The sequence below is a fragment of the Ardenticatenales bacterium genome, assembly GCA_020634515.1.
Lineage (GTDB): Bacteria > Chloroflexota > Anaerolineae > Promineifilales > Promineifilaceae > JAGVTM01.
This window is the reverse complement of the sequence record JACKBL010000001.1, coordinates 164,836-180,951: the sequence shown is the minus strand read 5'-3', so window position 1 is coordinate 180,951 and position 16,116 is coordinate 164,836. Positions and strand designations below refer to the sequence as shown.

Below are 16,116 nucleotides of genomic sequence, written 5' to 3'. Positions count from 1 at the left end.
CCACGCAACTCCCGGCGCGCCGCAGCGTAAAAGTCAATATCCGTCAGACACCGCTATGAATTGTAGCGCCAGTCCGCAGGGTTCGTGCAAAATCAACTTGGGACTATCCGACAAGCAAGACCCCTTCCAGCGCATTCGTCATTTCCAATCTAAAATACGGATGCGGCCTAAACGGTATGCTCGATTTTGCTTGCAGCCAGGTTTGCAACGCCCTAATCCCCTACTTGCTGCAACTGTCCCCGAATATCGCCAAAAAATGTTTGTGCGGCAGTGTGCAAGTTAAAGTAAAGCTCCCCTTCTCGCGCTATCATCTCCATGCCGGCAATCGTCTTCACCTTGTCCGTCGGCAGCGTCGGAACAATGGGGCATCCATCCGTCAGCGCCCCCACGACACCTGTGGCATGTTCCGTAACCGCCTCAATATCCTTATTGGTCAATTCTAAAGTCAGAACATTGTCAGCCCAATACTCATTGATATTCCCCGCCAGGGCAAAATTGATGAGAATCGGCCCCAACTGTCCCGGCTTGCCGCAATGGATATGGAACATCACAATGTCCTCGGGATTGACATTTTCGATAGCGATGTGAACATATGCTCTGCTCAAGTCTTTGGTAAAAGAGAGAACGCCGTGACCACGGGATGGGCGCTCGTCGCGGAGGACGGATGGCTGAGTCGATTTGAAGATGTCGGGAACCGTTTCGGGGGTATCCTCTTCCTCCCCTCCTTCTTGATGAGGCGTGAGAAAGGCTTCAAATACCGAACCAATCTCTTGCCCTCTGCTTGGGTCGAGTTCGATGGGGCTGGGCATATCGATTTCAGGCCGATGCCCATTACTGCTTGCCGTGTGGCTGCCCCCTCCATCTGAAACCGCGGGCGTGTCATTGTTGTCACAACCCATCAGAACGAGCAAAACCACCAACAAAGCAATAACAACGGTTCTGTTTCTTAAACGGCGCATCCTTCTTTTCCTCTTGATTTTTGTGACCTATGGGATTCCTTAAGACCTTTGATGGGTCTTAATTGTAGCCCACAATGTATCATAAGTACCATTTGGGGTCAAGAGAGTGTATAATGAAAGTGATGAATGAAAATGATCTACGCGTACAACGAACACGCCGCCTTCTACAAGAATCGCTGATCGCGCTGGCGAATAGTCAACCTTATCATGAGATCACCATTCGTGATATTACTCGTGAAGCACAGGTTGGGTACAAGACGTTTTTTCGCCATTATGAGAATAGAGAGGCGCTGTTGCAGTCGCTTGTTGACGACATCCTCGGTAGGGTGCAGTCGTTGCTGCTGCCGCCATCCGATGAAAGAGCAACACAACAAAACACGATGACCGTCTTAACATACATTGAAACACATGCGGAATTGTTCATGACGCTCCTGAACAGCCCCGCGTCCGATCATCTGCTGAGTGCCGCGGTAGCCATTGGCCTGGAAGATGGTCGGCAAACATTTCATTGCCCTCGTATTCCAGATGAGTTGATGGCGCATCACTTCGCCTCGACGATGATCAGCCTCATGCGCTGGTGGTTGGAATCGGGGATGATTTGCTCGAAAGAGGAGATGGCGGATTACATTCAGGCGTTATTGATCATCCCCATGAAGCAATTGAGCACATAACGAGAAAACGTTCCGGGTAGACTGAAGTGAACTATGCGAGCGGGGTAGAACTCTTCGTTTCGCGGAACTACTAACGCTCTCTGGAGATTGGACCAATTTTCTCTGGTGAAATTGGTCCAATCTGGCCTAGCAGTTACTCAACAAGATAAAATACTGCCTCATGAGTGAGTTGAATGGGATGTATCAAACGCCTGATCTAAATAGAAAATCTTTCGCTCGTACAAATTCCCAGACGATCCTTCAAAGGGTTTCTCTATTGAGGGAATTGGTTCCCTCCGTAAATACAATTGCGGAAATCTGCTGTGGTGATTGCACAAGGCAGTTTCAAGCGTACTCAAAATATCTGAATATGCAGACTTATCGAGGACTGGACATCGAAGCAAGTATTGTGGCCGCAAATCGGAAACAGGGGATTGCGTGTTATTGTGGAGATGCCCTGGATAAAGGCCTGTTGCGTAACTTCATTGAGGATGATGCCATTTTCTTTGGACCCCCTTTATCCGTCGCGTGTGATGGACACCAAATACGCCAGTTTAACGAAGTACAGCCACGCTATCATGACTTTGCCAGATTGTTGCTTGCTGAATTGAAGTATACAGGTATGTTCATCTGCATTTGCCCCAACACAACCACTATGGGAGATGTGGCAAGGTTACATCACCAGGTTAGGCATTGTAGAACAGACTTCAATCTACCGGTTATTCACTACTCGTATTCAACAGTAACCGGAAATGATGAACCAACCGAACTGCGTTTGAAGTACGTCGAGCTTTGGTTCTCAGATAAGCATGATGATTTGTGGGAAGTAAGAGAGAGCAAGCCACACACCATCTCAACATAGGGACGCCCGCTACCACGCTCCCCCCATATATTGACACGAGAGCGGAAATTTTGTAATATTTCCGCGTATTTTCTGGTCAGATCGCCTGAAATGACTGATTGGCGGCAGTCGGTGATCGTTGTTGTCGCGCCAGGAGGTGGTTGGTCATGTTCCCCATTTATTCCCCCCCATAAGCCGGTTGGCTGTCTGTTCCCCCATCCTTACTCGCAATTTGTCGTATGCTGCTTTGTTGGCGTGAAATGCCGGCACGGCATCCATCCCCGGGTGCGCCGCGCTTTGCCGCGTCATCTCTCTTTGGCAAGGAAAACCCATGTTTAGCTCTCTGCTCCCCTGGCTCGCTTTTCTATTCGTCCTCCTACTCGCCGCGCTCGTCTTCGTGAAACAGATCGTCGGTCTGGTCGTCGTCAAAGAAGACGAAGTCGGCATCGTCATTCGTAAATTTGGCCGTGGTTTGCCGGCAGGCCAGCTCGTCGCCCTGAATCGGGAAGCCGGCTACCAGGCGAACACCCTCCCCCCTGGCTGGCACTTCGGCTACTTCCCCTGGATGTTCCGCGTCGTCAAACAGCCCGTCATCATCGTCCCCGCCGGGCAAATTGGTCTGGTCATCGCTGCCGACGGCGCAGCCATTCCCCCGCAGCGCATTTTGGGCAAAAATGTGCCCTGTGGCAACTTCCAGGACGCCCGCGCCTTTTTGCAGAACGGCGGCGAAAAAGGGCGACAATTAGGCCTTCTCACCGCCGGAACCTACCGCATCAACACAGCCCTCTTCACCGTCATCACCGCCGCCACCGCCGAAGCCTACGGTATGGACCCGCGGCAGCTTCTCGTCTACGAAGTGCATCCCGACCGCGTGGGCATCGTCACCACCATGGACGGCGAACCCATCGAAGAAGGCGAGATCGCCGGCCCCATCATCTACGACCACAACAACTTCCAGGACGCGCAAGCCTTCCTCGACAAAGGCGGGCGGCGTGGCTTGCAGGAACAGGTACTCCTCTCCGGCTCCTGGAACTTGAACCCCTGGTTTGTGCAAGTAGAGCAGGCCCCCATGACGGAAATCCCCATCGGTCACGTGGGCATCGTCATCTCCTTCGTGGGCAAGGAACACCTGGACGTCAGCGGCGAATCCTTCAAGCATGGCAATCTGGTCGATCCGGGGCACAAGGGCGTCTGGATCACGCCCCTCTATCCGGGCAAGCACCCGCTCAACACGCGCGTCATGCGTGTGGAACTGGTCCCCACCACCAACATCGTCCTCAACTGGGCCTCGCGCACGGAGGCGCACGCCTATGACGCCAAGCTATCGCCGATTACGGTACGCTCCAAGGACGGCTTCGCCTTCAACCTGGATGTGGCCCAGATCATCCACATTGGCGCGCCGGATGCGCCCAAGGTCATCTCCCGCGTGGGTTCCGTGCAGAACCTGGTCGATCACGTTTTGCAGCCCATTGTGGGCAACTACTTCCGCAACTCTGCGCAGGAGTACACGGTGCTGGACTTCCTCAGCGCCCGCAGCCAGCGGCAGGTAGAGGCGGCCAAGCACATTCGGGACGCGATCCGCGCCTATGATGTGCAAGCCATTGACACCCTGATCGGCGACATCACGCCGCCGGCGGAGTTGATGTTGACGCAGACGGACCGCAAGATCGCCGAGGAGCAGCGCAAGACGTATGAAGTGCAGCGCGAGGCGCAGGCGCAGCGGCAGTCGCTGGTGCGGGAAACGGCCATGGCCGACATTCAGCGGGACATGGTGAGTTCGGAGCAGGGCGTGACGATTGCCGATCTGCAAAGCCAGGCACGCATCAAGCAGGCGCAGGGTGAGGCAGAAGCCACCCGCTTGCAGGCGCTGGGCGAAGCGGAAGCGGTGCGCACTATCGGTAATGCGCGGGCGCAGGCATACCAGGCCGGCGTGCAGGCGCTGGGCGCGCAGGGGTACACTTTGTTGCAACTGATGCAGGTGGTCGGCGACCGCCAGGTGCGGATTGTGCCGGATGTGGCCGTCAGTGGCGGCAGCGGTGGCGCGGGGATGATGGATGCCTTGTTGGGCATGTTCATTCAGCAGCAGGCCGCGGGCAAGTCGCTCGCCCCGGAAACTAACGGGCACGAAGCGGGCTAGTTGGCTCCATCACGATCAGGCGCGGCGCATTTCTGGCAAGTGCACCGCGCCTTTCCGTTTCCTTGCCGGGTCAATCGGCCCAGCCGAGGCTGATGCGCCCGCGTTCGATTTCCACTTGTAGGATGGTGACGTCAATGATGTCGCCGACGCCGGGTGGCTCGCGGCGCGGCCACTGACCGCGGTGCAGCAGGCCATCTTGTTTGACGCCAATATCGACGAATGCGCCAAAGTCCACGACGTTGCGCACGGTGCCTTGCAGCCGCATGCCCTGGCGCAAATCTTCCAGGGAGAGGACGTCGCGGCGCAGCAGGGGGGCGGGCAGGTCGGCGCGGGGGTCGCGGCCCGGGCGGATCAGTTGTTCCAGGATGTCGGTGAGGGTGGGAATGCCGGCATTTAACTCCTCCGCCAACACCCCAACCTGAGACCGCTCCTGCCATCCCGCCAGCGCCGCTTCCCGCTCCGCCAGTGACGCCGTCGGCGTCAAGCCCACCCGCGCCAACACCCCCGCCGCCAACGCATAACTCTCCGGGTGGATGGCGCTGGCATCCAGCGGATTATCCCCCTGGCGCACGCGCAAAAAGCCCGCCGCCTGCTCAAACGCCTTTGGTCCCAGGCCGGATACCTGGGTCAGTTCCTCCCGGCCGACGAAAGGACCCTGCTCATCCCGATGCATCACAATCTTTTGCGCCAGTTTCGGACCAATGCCGGCAACATACCGCAGCAGCGCGGGAGAAGCCGTGTTCACATCCACCCCCACCTGATTCACCACACTCTCCACCACCCCATCCAGCGCCTCCGCCAACTGCTTCTGATTCACATCATGCTGATAGAGACCAATGCCAATGGCGCGTGGCTCAATCTTAACCAATTCCGCCAGGGGGTCTTGCACGCGGCGGGCAATGGACACCGCCCCACGCATACTCACGTCCATTTCCGGCAGCTCTGCGCGCGCCAGTTCGCTGGCGCTGTAGACGCTGGCTCCCGCCTCGTTCACCATCAGGTACTGCGCCTCCCCCACCTGTCCCCCCTGGATCAGATCCGCCACCAACTGCTCCGTTTCGCGGGAAGCTGTGCCATTGCCGATGGCAAAAAGGGTGACGTCGTGCCGGCGTGCCAGATGGGCGACCGTTCTGGCGGCGACCTCCTGCTGCCGCTGGGGCGGGTGAGGATAGATGGTGGTCGTCTCCAGCACCTTGCCCGTGGGGTCCACGATAGCCGCTTTGCAGCCGGTGCGGTAGCCGGGGTCAATGCCCATGACGGTTTGCCCGGCCAGGGGAGGTTGCATGAGCAATTTGCGCAGGTTGACGGCAAAGACGTGGATGGCGTGGGCTTCGGCTTGTTCGGTGAGGGTGCGGCGGATGTCTCGTTCAATTGCCGGCAACAACAAACGTTTCGCGGCATCCTCGGCGGCCAGTGCAAGCTGCTCCGCCAGCGGAGAACGGGGATGTGGACGAAAATGGGCATCAAGCGCGCCGCGCCAATCCCGTTCCGGCACATCAATGCGCACGCGCAGCACCTTTTCCCGCTCGCCACGATTGAGCGCCAACACCTGATGCGGACGCAGGCGGCTCAGCGAAACCTGAAAGTCATAATAAATCTGGAAAACCTGTTTCTCGTCGGCGGCCTGAGGTGACACACTGCTGCCGAGACTGCCCCAACGCAGCGCCTTCTCCCGCGCCTGCTGGCGCACGCCGGCGTGATCGCCAATCGCCTCCGCCACAATGTCGCGCGCGCCCGCCCAAGCCTCATCCGCGGTGGCGATCGTTTCGTTCAAAAAGGGAGCCGCCAGCCTGTCCAGGCTCTCTTGCGAACGGGGCTGCGCCAGGATAAGGTCGGCGAGGGGCTGCAGGCCCTGCTCGCGGGCCACGGTCGCGCGCGTGCGTCGCTTCGGCTTGTACGGCTGGTAGAGGTCTTCCAGTTCGGTGAGGGTGGTGGCGGCGTGTAGCTGGCGCGCCAGTTCGGGGGTGATCTGTCCCTGGGCGGTGATGCTGTCCAGGATGGTCTGGCGTCGTTTTTCCAGGGCGCGCAGGCTGTCCAGCAAGCGGCTGATCTGGCGCAGTTGTTCGTCGTCCAGGCCGCCGGTGGCTTCTTTACGATAACGGGCGATGAAGGGGAGGGTATTGCCGGCATCCAGCAACCCCACCGCCGCTTCTACTTGAAATAAACGGACATTCGTTTGGGCAGCGACAGTTTGTAAATTCATGCCGCTGTTTTACCTCAGATCACGTCAGCGCGAAAGCCCTCCTCCCCATTCTCCTCCCCATTGGGTCCATACGCATATAACGGCTTCTCGTTAATCAGACAGCGCACCGCCGTCACGTTTGCCAGCGCCAACACCTGGTGCAAAATGCGCACCAGCAGACGCGGGCTGCTCAACGCCACTTCAAAAACCAGATGCCGCATTCGCCCCTCGTGGGGCATCGCAAAATACTCAATGTTGATCTGTTCCGCCAGCATCAGGTCAGTGATTTCGTTCAGCAGCCCCATGCGGTCATGGGCATCAACTTCCATCGCCACCACGCGCACATCGCAGGCGGAAGCGTCCGCCCAGTTCAACTTCAGCGTGCGCGCGCCGCGCGGATCGCCCGGCAGTTTGACGCAACTCACACGATGCACTGTCACCCGCCCATCGACACGCAAATACCCCATGATGCGCGTCCCCGGCTCCGGGCGGCAGGCGCGGCACAGGCGCAACTCATGCCCATCCGCATGGGCAATGCGGTAGCTATCGCCATTGCTTCTCACGACCTCACTGCCCACGCGCATGGAAGGCCATACATCCCACATCGCTTCCGCTACGCGCGTCGCTAGATCTGTCGGCAGCATTTCCGCCCGCCCCAGGTCTCGGTAGAGTGTTTCTGGCGTAGGCAGGCCCATCAACTGAGCCGCCTGTTCGTGCGGCATTGTTTGGAAGCCCAGCATCTTTAGCTCTTCGTTGAGCAGCCGCTTTCCTTCGACCATGACGGCCGTTGCCGGCAGACGACGGAACGAGCGCCTGATGCGTGCCTTGGCGCGGCTGGTCGTCACGTAACCCAAATCCTCATCCAGCCACATTCGCTGCGCCCCCTGCCCCCGCTTCATTTCAATCCGCACCTGCGCGCCATTGGGCAGGGAGCGATTGAGGGGGAACGGCTTTCCGTCCACGTAGGCGGCATAGGTCTGATTACCCACTTCCGTGTGAATGGCATAGGCAAAATCAACGGGCGTGGCTCCCTTGCTCAGTTCTTTCAATTCCCCTTGCGGCGTGTAGACGCGAATCTGGTCTTGCAGCACATTGTCCACCACGCCCTGCACGCCAAAACCGAGATCGTGCGGCTCCAGATTGATATTTTCCTTGATATTGTCCAGGAAAGCATCCACACGGCGGGACGAACTGGCGGACCACAGCGGAGAGCCTTTGTATAGCCAGCGGGCCAGTACGCCAATTTCCGAGGTCTTGTCCATTTCGATGGTACGCAGCCTGATTTTCAGGTGCTGCCCGCTTTCGTGTACAACGGTTGTGTGCAGGGAGCGGTAGAGGTTTTCGCGCGGCACGGCCACGTAATCATCAAACTGATGCGGCACGGGAGGCCACATCTGGTGCAGGCAGCCCATAGCCGTGTAACAGTCGAGATCGTTGTCCAGTAGAACGACAAGGCGCAGGGCGTTGTCAATATCCTCGTAGCTGCCTCTATTCGCTTTCAGATCGCGATAAATGGAATAAACCTGGCGCGGGCTGTAGACAACATCCAACACAGGCATCTGCTTTTCCACCAGGCGTTCCATAATCTGCCCCACGATTTCGGGGAAGATTGCCTGATGCGCGCGTGCTAGATGCTCCAGACGGCGGGCAATCTGGGCATGGGCGCTGTTGTCTAGCACCTGCAAGGAGAGCGATTCCAGCTCGTTTTTGACATGCCACATGCCCAGACGATTGGCCATGGGCGCATAAACGGCGAGGGTCTCCTCCGCTTTTTGCCGCTGTTTGTGTGGCGGCATGGCGCGAATGGTGCGCATATTGTGCAGGCGGTCGAAGATTTTGATCAGCACGACGCGCACGTCGGCGGTGGTGTGGTCGAACAGCTTATGCAGGCTGGCTTCCTGAACCTGCTGGTTGGTGAGGTCTCTGCCGCGGGCGGCTTCGCCCTGGAATACGCCGGCGGTCACGTCTTTCAATTTGGTGACGCCGTCTACGAGGCGACTGACTTCGGGACCAAACGCCGCTTCGATTTCTTCTACGCTAACACGGGTGTCTTCGGCCACGTCGTGCAGAAGAGCGGCGACGAGAGCAGAAGCATCCAGGCGAAAGTCGGCCAGGTAGTAGGCAACGGTGAGGGGGTGGGTAAAGAAAAGTTCACCCGATTTGCGTTTGGCGTCACCATGCTCCTGGCGCGCCAAAGCAAACCCGCGTCGCACGATTTCTCGGTCGGTGAGGTTGAGATAGGAATCCACGAGGTCGAAGAACTGTTTGCCATCCGCGGGGATGGTCAAAAGCCTCTTCTCCGTTGCGGCGCCATTTTCGGGCGGGTGGTCAAGTACAAGATGAGGTAGCATGAAAATGCCTCACCGCTTTGGTGCGTTTGCTCAGGCGCGATACATACGTCCGACAACGTGCGAGAAAGGTCACACGTCTGCGACTTGCGCCGGATTATTCCATGAACGGCTATTTTACACCCATGACGCGCTGCGGCACAAGTGTTTGTGGAAATTTCGTGGGCGAGGGAGCGGCTACCCGGGTTTAAAATCAGTGGGTGGTGAATTGTGGGCGGATTTGGGGGTTGTGGATAGTCGGTTGTTGGGGAGAATCAATCCGCGAGTAATCCTTTCTTGTAATCCACGAAGCGGTAGCCGGTACCGCGTTCGGTAAGGATATAGCCGGGGTTGGCGGGGTCTTCTTCGATTTTTTTGCGCAGGTAGTTGATGTACAGGCGCAGATAGTGGGTTTCATCGCGGTATTCGTACCCCCACACTTTTTGCAGGAGCGTTTCGTGGGGGACAACCCAGCCCGCATTCTGGATCAGGTGGCTGAGGAGGCGATATTCCGTGGGGCGGAGGTCAATACGTTCGCCGGCGACGATGACCTGGTGCCGGTTGAAGTCCACGGAGAGGCGGTCGTCTATGCGCAGGACGGTGCGCGGCGGCGGCGCGGGCCAACTGGCGCGACGCAGGACGGCGTTGACGCGGCTGTTCAGCTCGCGCGGGCTGAATGGCTTGGTCACGTAATCGTCGGCGCCGAGTTCCAGACCGTGGATGCGGTCTTCTTCGTCTTCTTTGACGGTGAGGAGAATGACGGGGACGGTGGAGATTTCGCGCAGGAGGCGGAGGGTTTCAAAGCCATCTAGTTCGGGCATCATCACGTCCATGATGATCAGGTCGGGGACGTGTTGGCGGGTTTGTTCCAGGGCTTCCAGGCCGTTGCTGGCTTCGATGACCTGGTAGCCTTCCAGTTCCAGGTTCATGCGGATGAAGCGGATCATGCGTCGTTCGTCGTCAACGACGAGGATGAGGCGGGGAACGGTGGGTTCCAGGGATTCGGGGATTTGTTCAACCATGATTATTCGCGGACAAAGCCGATGATTTCTTCAGCGCCTGCTGCCGGCATTACCTGCACAAAATTGATCCGATGCCAGGGAATGAGCATAGTGGCGACCTCTTCTTCCAGGTAATGCAAGTCTTTGCCATCGCGGCGGCGGGGGTTGCGCAGCGCAATGTACTGCGCGCGCACGTCGGGCATTTCTTCCAGGTCCGCGGCAATGGGTTCTTCGTTTACAATATGAACGAGTACAGCAATACTCATGAGGGTATCCTATCAATGCCGGCATTTTCCGGCAAATAACCAAACCGTGACCGGCTGATAAAGAGCGGCCAACCACCAAAGAGACAGCCGTCAATTAATGAAAACGTGCGCCAGCAAATGTCCAAAACGCACTTCATCCCCCGACTGCAACAGATACGGCTCTTCCGCCCGCAGGCGGAAGTTGTTCAGCAACGTCCCATTGGTGCTGTTCAAATCCGACAACACCGCTCCCTGCGTCGTCAGCAAAATCCTGGCGTGCAGCCGCGAGACGCCAGACTGCGCCCCATCATCCACCGTCAGGTCTAATCCCGGCGTAATGCCCATGACTTCATCTTTGCGCCCTACCTCCACCTCATACACATTGGAGAGCGTCACACGCCGCCCACTGCTGGGGATAAAAAAAGTTATCGTCATCGGCAGGGCTGAGGGTTCCAGCGACTGTCCGGCCAGCGATGGCGGTGGTTGCCCCAGTTCTTGGGTAAAGGGAAGCACCCCGGTGCTCTGCTGCACCGGATTGAACAGCGACGCGCCACACTCGCCGCAAAACAGCGCACCCGTATGTTGCGCCACGCCACAATCCTGACACTTAATCATCGTCATTCAACATCAACGTTTTCGTGAGCAGGGCGCGCGTGCCAAACTTCAGCCGCTTGCGCCCTTCCAAAGAGAGCGTGCCCATGGTAGACAGCCGCTCCGTTTCTATCTGCGCCTGCGTCGCCATCTGCGTAAAACCGGATTCCAGCAGCCGCGTCGTCAGTCGCCGCATGCGCGTGACGGCCGTTTGCAACTGGCCGGCTTCAATCTCGTGCCAGGCGGTTTCATTCAGGCGATACAGGTTGAGCACGCGCACCGCTTCCACGACGGCGTCCGGAGGAAATACGTCCGCTTTCTGTCCACCGACGGGCAATGCCAACTTCTGGTGGAACGGTTGATTGACGGCCATTTCCGCCGGGATGTCGGCCACAAATGTGAGGGGGATCTCCAGTCTTGGTCCGCTTTGCGATTCGATCATCAACTCAAGCACAAAAACCAGCGGCGTACGCGCTTCTACAGATCCCAGATTGAGGTCTTGCTGCGGGTTGTCGGGCAGCGGTTGGGCAAATGGCTTGAATTTCAAGCCATATTGTATTCGCACGCCGGCGGGAAACTGGTCCGCTTTCAGCCGGAAGTTGTGTGCGTACACTTTGCCCAGGCTTTGTATGCGCTGCTGCAAAAGGGTGACAATCTGATCGGGCGTGTCGATGTAGGCACATTGACCGCCGGAGGGGGCAACGAGGCGGTCGAGAAACTGGTCGTTCCACTCGGAGCCGATGCCAAAGCCGCTGATGCCGATGTGGCTGGCGGCGGCTTGCTGGGCTAATTGCAGGCAGGCGTTTTCATCCCCGTATGTCTGACCATCCGTGAGGAGGATGATGTGATTCAGGTGATGGTCGAGGTCAGCCTTGCGCATTTCCTTGACGCAGGCGTTCAAACCCTGGTAAATCTCCGTGCCACCGAAGGCAACAATGGTGCGCAGGCGTGATAGCACGGGCGCTTTGTTGCGCACGTGGCTGGCGGGCAGTACCACTTCCGCCCGATCACTGAAGGCAACGACGGAGAGTACGTCGGCGGCGGAGAGCTTTTCCACCAGCAGCGCTGCCGCGGCTTTGACGCGCTCCAGCCGATCACCCTGCATGGAGGTGGAACGATCGATGACGAGGCCCACATTGAGCGGCAGGTGCGAGAGGCGATAATGTTCGGGCGCACTGACCTCAATGAGAAGATAGAGGAGCTGGGCCGACTCTTGGGCGCTGAGTGTCTCGCGGCTGGCTTGAATCGTGAAATTTAGCATCTTCTTTTTAATGCGGGCGTACGTGGCTGTCCGCAATTAAGTTAGCGGAAATGGGCGGACAGCGGCTATCCATGATGGCGGCTATCATGGATAGTGGGGCAGTAACCGTCCGTAAAAAGTGTGAAGTTAGTTTCGGACGGTTACTATGGTCATTGAGCGTGCGAACCTGGTTCAATCTCCAGCGAACAATTAATCTCTATCAGATTTCCATCGGGATCGCGGAAATGGGCGGTGCGGATACCCCAATCCGGGTGATCCGTCATGGGGGTGACGAGGGGGATGTTGTGTGCTTGTAAATGCCGGCATGCCGCCGCCACATCCTCCACCGCAAACACCAGGCAGACCCCATCCTGCGCCGCTGCCTGGGGTGGGAGGTGAGATGTACCCACCGTTTCGCTCATCTCGCGCCGGTCAAACAAAGCAATCGTCACGCCTCCTGTATCAAAATCCGCGTAGCCGTCGTTTTCCGTGCCAAATGAGGGCTGGAAACCGAGAACGTCCCGATAAAACAAGTAGCACGCCCTAAAGTCCTCTACCAACAATCGTGTAAATGTATACTGGTAGCGCATGGTGCGTTGTCTCCACAAATAGTAACCGTTTTGCCCACGACCTGGGGCACACGAGAACCGCCGACACGGCGAACCGGTCAGGCAAGCGAGAAAGAGACGAGAATGGCCGTAATGTTGTCGTGCCCACCACCGCGCAGCGCCAATTCCACGAGTCGGTCCACTTTAGCGTCTGGCGAAAGGGCCGCGTCTTCCAGGACGTCCGTGATGACGTCTTCGGCGACAAGCCCCCACAGGCCGTCGCTGCACAGCAACAACTGCCCAGATGCCGGCAGCGCCGAGGTAGACACATCCACTTCCAGTTCCCCCCCCTGACCAACGGCCCGGTAAAGCACGTTGCGTTGCGGATGCGTGGCCGCCTCTTCCGGCGTCAACTGCCCCGCATCTTGCAGCCGCTGGACGTAGGAATGATCCGTCGTCAGCAGTTTCAATGCGCGGTCGCGCAGCAAGTAGGCGCGGCTGTCGCCGACGTGCGCCAGGTAGAGACGCCGCCCCAGGATCACGGCTGCCGTCAGGGTCGTGCCCGTTTCCTTGAACGGGTCGGGATTGTGAATTTCCCGGTTGGCCGCCTGCACCGCTTCCAGCATGATTTCCTGCACCGGTTTCTGGTTAACGCCGTCCTTTTCGCGCAACAGGGGCAGATAGATTTGTTGCATCAGGTGCGCGGCCACGAGGCGGGAGACACGGCGACTGGCGTCGTGTCCGGCGAAATGGCCGCCCATACCATCGGCGACGATGTACATGGAAAAAGGGAGCAAGGGAGATTGGCCGCCTGTTTCGCCGACGAAGGTGAGGGCGGAGTCTTCGTTGCGGGGTCGCACCGCGCCGACATGGCAGCGTTGCACGGCGTGGATGCGGGGGGCGCGGGACGGCGGTGGCGCGGCCAGGGGGGTGGTGGCGGGGAGTTCTTCTGGCAGGGCAGGCAGGGGCGCGGAAATGGTTTGCTCATCTGCTGCCGGCATTGGCCCGGCGGCAGCGGGCACGGTGTCCGCGGCGCCGTCGCTGACGCCGGGCGTTGGCAAGGGATCGACGCCAGCGGCGTCTTCTTCTGTATATTTTTTGTTACCCATGAAAAGCCTGTTGATGATATTGCGCACGATACTGCCTTTCCGCCGCGACGCCCGGATGGGCGGTTCAAACGGGCAGCGCATAGAGATGGTGATCCGTGGAGCCGATGTAGAGAATGCCGGCAGCGATCCGCGGCGAAGAGATGACGTAGCCGCCTGTTTCAAACTGCCAGCGCAGTGCGCCTTTTTTCAGGGTCAAGCAGTAAACGCAACCATCCGTGGCGCCGAAATAGACCGCATCATTCCAAATGGCCGGGGAAGATGCGACCTGGCCTTCCGTCTTGAAAGCCCACAGCTTGCGTCCGGAGTAGATGTCAATGGCGTAGAGATGCCCATCGGCGGAGCCGACGTAGAGGACGCCATCGTGGACGACCGGAGAAGAGATAATAGGGCGGGTAGTGCGGAAGCGCCAGATAGGCCAGCCGGAGCTGGCATCCAGGGCGTAGATGGTGTGGTCGAGGGAACCGACAAAGACCATTTCCTCGGCGAGACAGGGTGTGGAAGTGACGGCTCTTTTGGCCTGAAACTGCCAGCGGATTTTGCCGGCAAGGTCCAGACTGTATACCGTCCCCGCTTCCGTGCCGTAGTAGATGTACTCGTCGCTGACGTGAGGGGAAGAGCGCACCGCGCCCTGGGAATCGAATTTCCAGGCGGCGCGCCCGCTGCTCACGTTCACGGCGTAGAGGTGATGGTCGTCGGAACCAAAAAAGACGTGTTCAAACCGCGCGGTGGGGGAGGAGTAGATGGGACCATTGGCGGTAAACTGCCAGTGGACGCGCCCGCTGGCGAGTTGCAGGCAGTAGAGATTTTTGTCCGCGGAGCCAATGAACACCGTGTCGCGGTAGGCGGCAGGCATGCCGGCAATGCCATCCGAGGTGGGGAACTTCCAGGCAAATGAGCCATCATCAAGCGACAGGGCATACAGGTTGTTGTCATAGGCCCCCACCAGTACGAGATTGTCGGCTACCAGAGGCGTGCCGCGAATTTCGTCTTCGCATTTGAACTGCCAGAGGGGACGGATGGCGGATGCCGGCATTTCCTCCCCCTCCACCCGCTTCACCGGCGTCGCCAGGCTGTCCGCCGTGCCCTGTGGCCTCGTCCGCGGCTCCATCAACCCCGCCAGAGCCGACTGCACCGCCATCGCATCCGCGAACCGGTCCTCCACGTTATACGAAAGGCAGCGCATAATAATCGCCTCAAACGGCTCCGTCACCGTCAGGTTGAGCGCCCGAATCGGCCGCTCGCTAAACGAAAACGGCACCTCCATGCGCGGATCCTGCTTTGTGAGCAAATGATGCAGTGTCGCCCCCAACGCATAAACGTCTCCCGCCGGGCTGGACTCACCGCGATACTGCTCCGGCGGTGAATACCCCTCCGTGCCCATCATGGTGTGCTTTTCATCCTGCTGGAACACTTTGGCGATGTTAAAATCAATTATGTGGATGCGGTCATGCACATCCAACATCAGGTTGGAGGGTTTCAAGTCTCGGAAAACGACCGGCCGCGGTTTGTGCCCGTGCAGGTAGGTCAGCACTTCACCAATCTGCCATGCCCACTTCAGCACGGTATCCTGGTCCAGCGGTTGCTCCGATTCCGCCAGGATCGCGTCTAAATCCTTACCGCGGATGAACTCCAACACCAGATAGCTGCGCTCCCCTTCCGTAAAATAGTCGTATACGTCCGGGATGGCGGGATGTTCCAACGTTGCCAGGATGCTTGCCTCGCGCTCAAAGGATTTGATGGTGATTTCGCGCAGGTGGGGGTCCGTGGTCAGGTTGACCATCTCCTTGATGGCGCAAAGACGGGTGACATTGGCGAAGCGCATGTCTCGCGCCTTATAAACGGAGCTAAATCCGCCCACGCCGAGCACGCCAATGATCTCGTAGCGTTCTTGCAGTACGTCTCCGGGTTTAAGCTGACTGTGACGCCCCTGTCGCGTCCGTCGCTCCAATAACCTGCTCTTCAGTTGCCTGGTTGTCAATCCACCCATGATATTATGCCGGCAAAGTGTCACTAATCACGTAGGTCCGCCTGGTTTCCTTAAGAACCAACCCTATCCACAAGCAAAACCTGGCAGGGCTTGTTTGAGAAAATGACTGGTCACGGTTGAATTATTATAAATTTTCTAACAAATCTAGCAATGGGCTGAAAGTCTCGCCTGCTCGCGTCCGCGCCTGCTTGCGCTATAATCCAGGCAAGCGCGCACGGCCACCGGCCAGGAGACTTCATGCGCGGCGGCGCACCACCATCAATGACAACATCTTCCCGGAAGCTGCTCCCCAGGGCTAT

General features: G+C 58.3%; 13 protein-coding genes. 3 read left to right on the top strand and 10 right to left on the bottom strand.

From position 1 onward, the window contains the following. Window positions 1-212: 212 nt before the first annotated feature. Window positions 213-959: a CHRD domain-containing protein gene (locus H6650_00730; protein MCB8950514.1), complete on the bottom strand. Its 747-nt coding sequence runs from the start codon at window positions 957-959 to the stop codon at window positions 213-215. A gap of 113 nt (window positions 960-1,072) precedes the next feature. On the opposite strand from H6650_00730, the gene H6650_00725 reads away from it, so the two are divergent. From H6650_00725 to H6650_00715, 3 genes are all read left to right on the top strand, one after another. After that, window positions 1,073-1,630, top strand: a complete 558-nt coding sequence (locus H6650_00725; GenBank protein ID MCB8950513.1) for a TetR/AcrR family transcriptional regulator — start codon at window positions 1,073-1,075, stop codon at window positions 1,628-1,630. Window positions 1,631-1,790: 160 nt separating this feature from the next. Next, a complete protein-coding gene (locus H6650_00720; GenBank protein ID MCB8950512.1) occupies window positions 1,791-2,471 on the top strand; it encodes a hypothetical protein in 681 nt (226 codons plus the stop codon). A gap of 310 nt (window positions 2,472-2,781) precedes the next feature. Then, window positions 2,782-4,587 (top strand): flotillin family protein, encoded by a 1,806-nt coding sequence (locus H6650_00715; protein ID MCB8950511.1) that lies wholly within the window; start codon window positions 2,782-2,784, stop codon window positions 4,585-4,587. A 70-nt stretch (window positions 4,588-4,657) separates the two neighbouring features. Here H6650_00715 and H6650_00710 read toward each other — a convergent pair whose 3' ends face one another. From H6650_00710 to H6650_00670, 9 genes are all read right to left on the bottom strand, one after another. Next, window positions 4,658-6,790, bottom strand: a complete 2,133-nt coding sequence (locus H6650_00710; GenBank protein MCB8950510.1) for an RNA-binding transcriptional accessory protein — start codon at window positions 6,788-6,790, stop codon at window positions 4,658-4,660. A 14-nt stretch (window positions 6,791-6,804) separates the two neighbouring features. Continuing rightward, window positions 6,805-9,057, bottom strand: coding sequence for a bifunctional (p)ppGpp synthetase/guanosine-3',5'-bis(diphosphate) 3'-pyrophosphohydrolase (locus tag H6650_00705; protein ID MCB8950509.1), 2,253 nt, complete (start codon window positions 9,055-9,057; stop codon window positions 6,805-6,807). A 314-nt stretch (window positions 9,058-9,371) separates the two neighbouring features. Then, window positions 9,372-10,118 carry a response regulator transcription factor gene (locus H6650_00700; protein ID MCB8950508.1) on the bottom strand — a complete coding sequence of 249 codons (747 nt, stop codon included), beginning with the start codon at window positions 10,116-10,118 and terminating at the stop codon, window positions 9,372-9,374. 2 nt (window positions 10,119-10,120) lie between these two features. Further along, window positions 10,121-10,363 (bottom strand): hypothetical protein, encoded by a 243-nt coding sequence (locus tag H6650_00695; protein ID MCB8950507.1) that lies wholly within the window; start codon window positions 10,361-10,363, stop codon window positions 10,121-10,123. 90 nt (window positions 10,364-10,453) lie between these two features. Next, window positions 10,454-10,963, bottom strand: a complete 510-nt coding sequence (locus H6650_00690) for an FHA domain-containing protein (protein ID MCB8950506.1) — start codon at window positions 10,961-10,963, stop codon at window positions 10,454-10,456. Beyond that, window positions 10,950-12,194 carry a VWA domain-containing protein gene (locus H6650_00685; GenBank protein MCB8950505.1) on the bottom strand — a complete coding sequence of 415 codons (1,245 nt, stop codon included), beginning with the start codon at window positions 12,192-12,194 and terminating at the stop codon, window positions 10,950-10,952. The genes H6650_00690 and H6650_00685 overlap by 14 nt, the downstream gene beginning before the upstream one ends. A gap of 149 nt (window positions 12,195-12,343) precedes the next feature. Beyond that, the gene (locus tag H6650_00680; GenBank protein MCB8950504.1) at window positions 12,344-12,763 is read right to left on the bottom strand and encodes a VOC family protein; all 420 of its coding nucleotides are present in this window, start codon (window positions 12,761-12,763) and stop codon (window positions 12,344-12,346) included. A gap of 77 nt (window positions 12,764-12,840) precedes the next feature. Continuing rightward, on the bottom strand, window positions 12,841-13,830 hold the full coding sequence (locus H6650_00675) for a serine/threonine-protein phosphatase (protein ID MCB8950503.1): 990 nt from the start codon (window positions 13,828-13,830) through the stop codon (window positions 12,841-12,843). Window positions 13,831-13,894: 64 nt separating this feature from the next. Continuing rightward, the gene (locus H6650_00670; GenBank protein MCB8950502.1) at window positions 13,895-15,778 is read right to left on the bottom strand and encodes a serine/threonine-protein kinase; all 1,884 of its coding nucleotides are present in this window, start codon (window positions 15,776-15,778) and stop codon (window positions 13,895-13,897) included. Window positions 15,779-16,116: the final 338 nt, after the last annotated feature.

Bases quoted from the DNA above. Each gene is read 5' to 3' on its own strand.
- H6650_00720 (MCB8950512.1), top strand. From the start codon at position 1,791: ATGAGTGAGTTGAATGGGATGTATCAAACGCCTGATCTAAATAGAAAA.
- H6650_00680 (MCB8950504.1), bottom strand. From the start codon at position 12,763: ATGCGCTACCAGTATACATTTACACGATTGTTGGTAGAGGACTTTAGG.
- H6650_00715 (MCB8950511.1), top strand. From the start codon at position 2,782: ATGTTTAGCTCTCTGCTCCCCTGGCTCGCTTTTCTATTCGTCCTCCTA.
- H6650_00690 (MCB8950506.1), bottom strand. From the start codon at position 10,963: ATGACGATGATTAAGTGTCAGGATTGTGGCGTGGCGCAACATACGGGT.
- H6650_00695 (MCB8950507.1), bottom strand. From the start codon at position 10,363: ATGAGTATTGCTGTACTCGTTCATATTGTAAACGAAGAACCCATTGCC.
- H6650_00725 (MCB8950513.1), top strand. From the start codon at position 1,073: ATGAAAGTGATGAATGAAAATGATCTACGCGTACAACGAACACGCCGC.
- H6650_00710 (MCB8950510.1), bottom strand. From the start codon at position 6,790: ATGAATTTACAAACTGTCGCTGCCCAAACGAATGTCCGTTTATTTCAA.
- H6650_00675 (MCB8950503.1), bottom strand. From the start codon at position 13,830: ATGGGTAACAAAAAATATACAGAAGAAGACGCCGCTGGCGTCGATCCC.
- H6650_00685 (MCB8950505.1), bottom strand. From the start codon at position 12,194: ATGCTAAATTTCACGATTCAAGCCAGCCGCGAGACACTCAGCGCCCAA.
- H6650_00700 (MCB8950508.1), bottom strand. From the start codon at position 10,118: ATGGTTGAACAAATCCCCGAATCCCTGGAACCCACCGTTCCCCGCCTC.
- H6650_00730 (MCB8950514.1), bottom strand. From the start codon at position 959: ATGCGCCGTTTAAGAAACAGAACCGTTGTTATTGCTTTGTTGGTGGTT.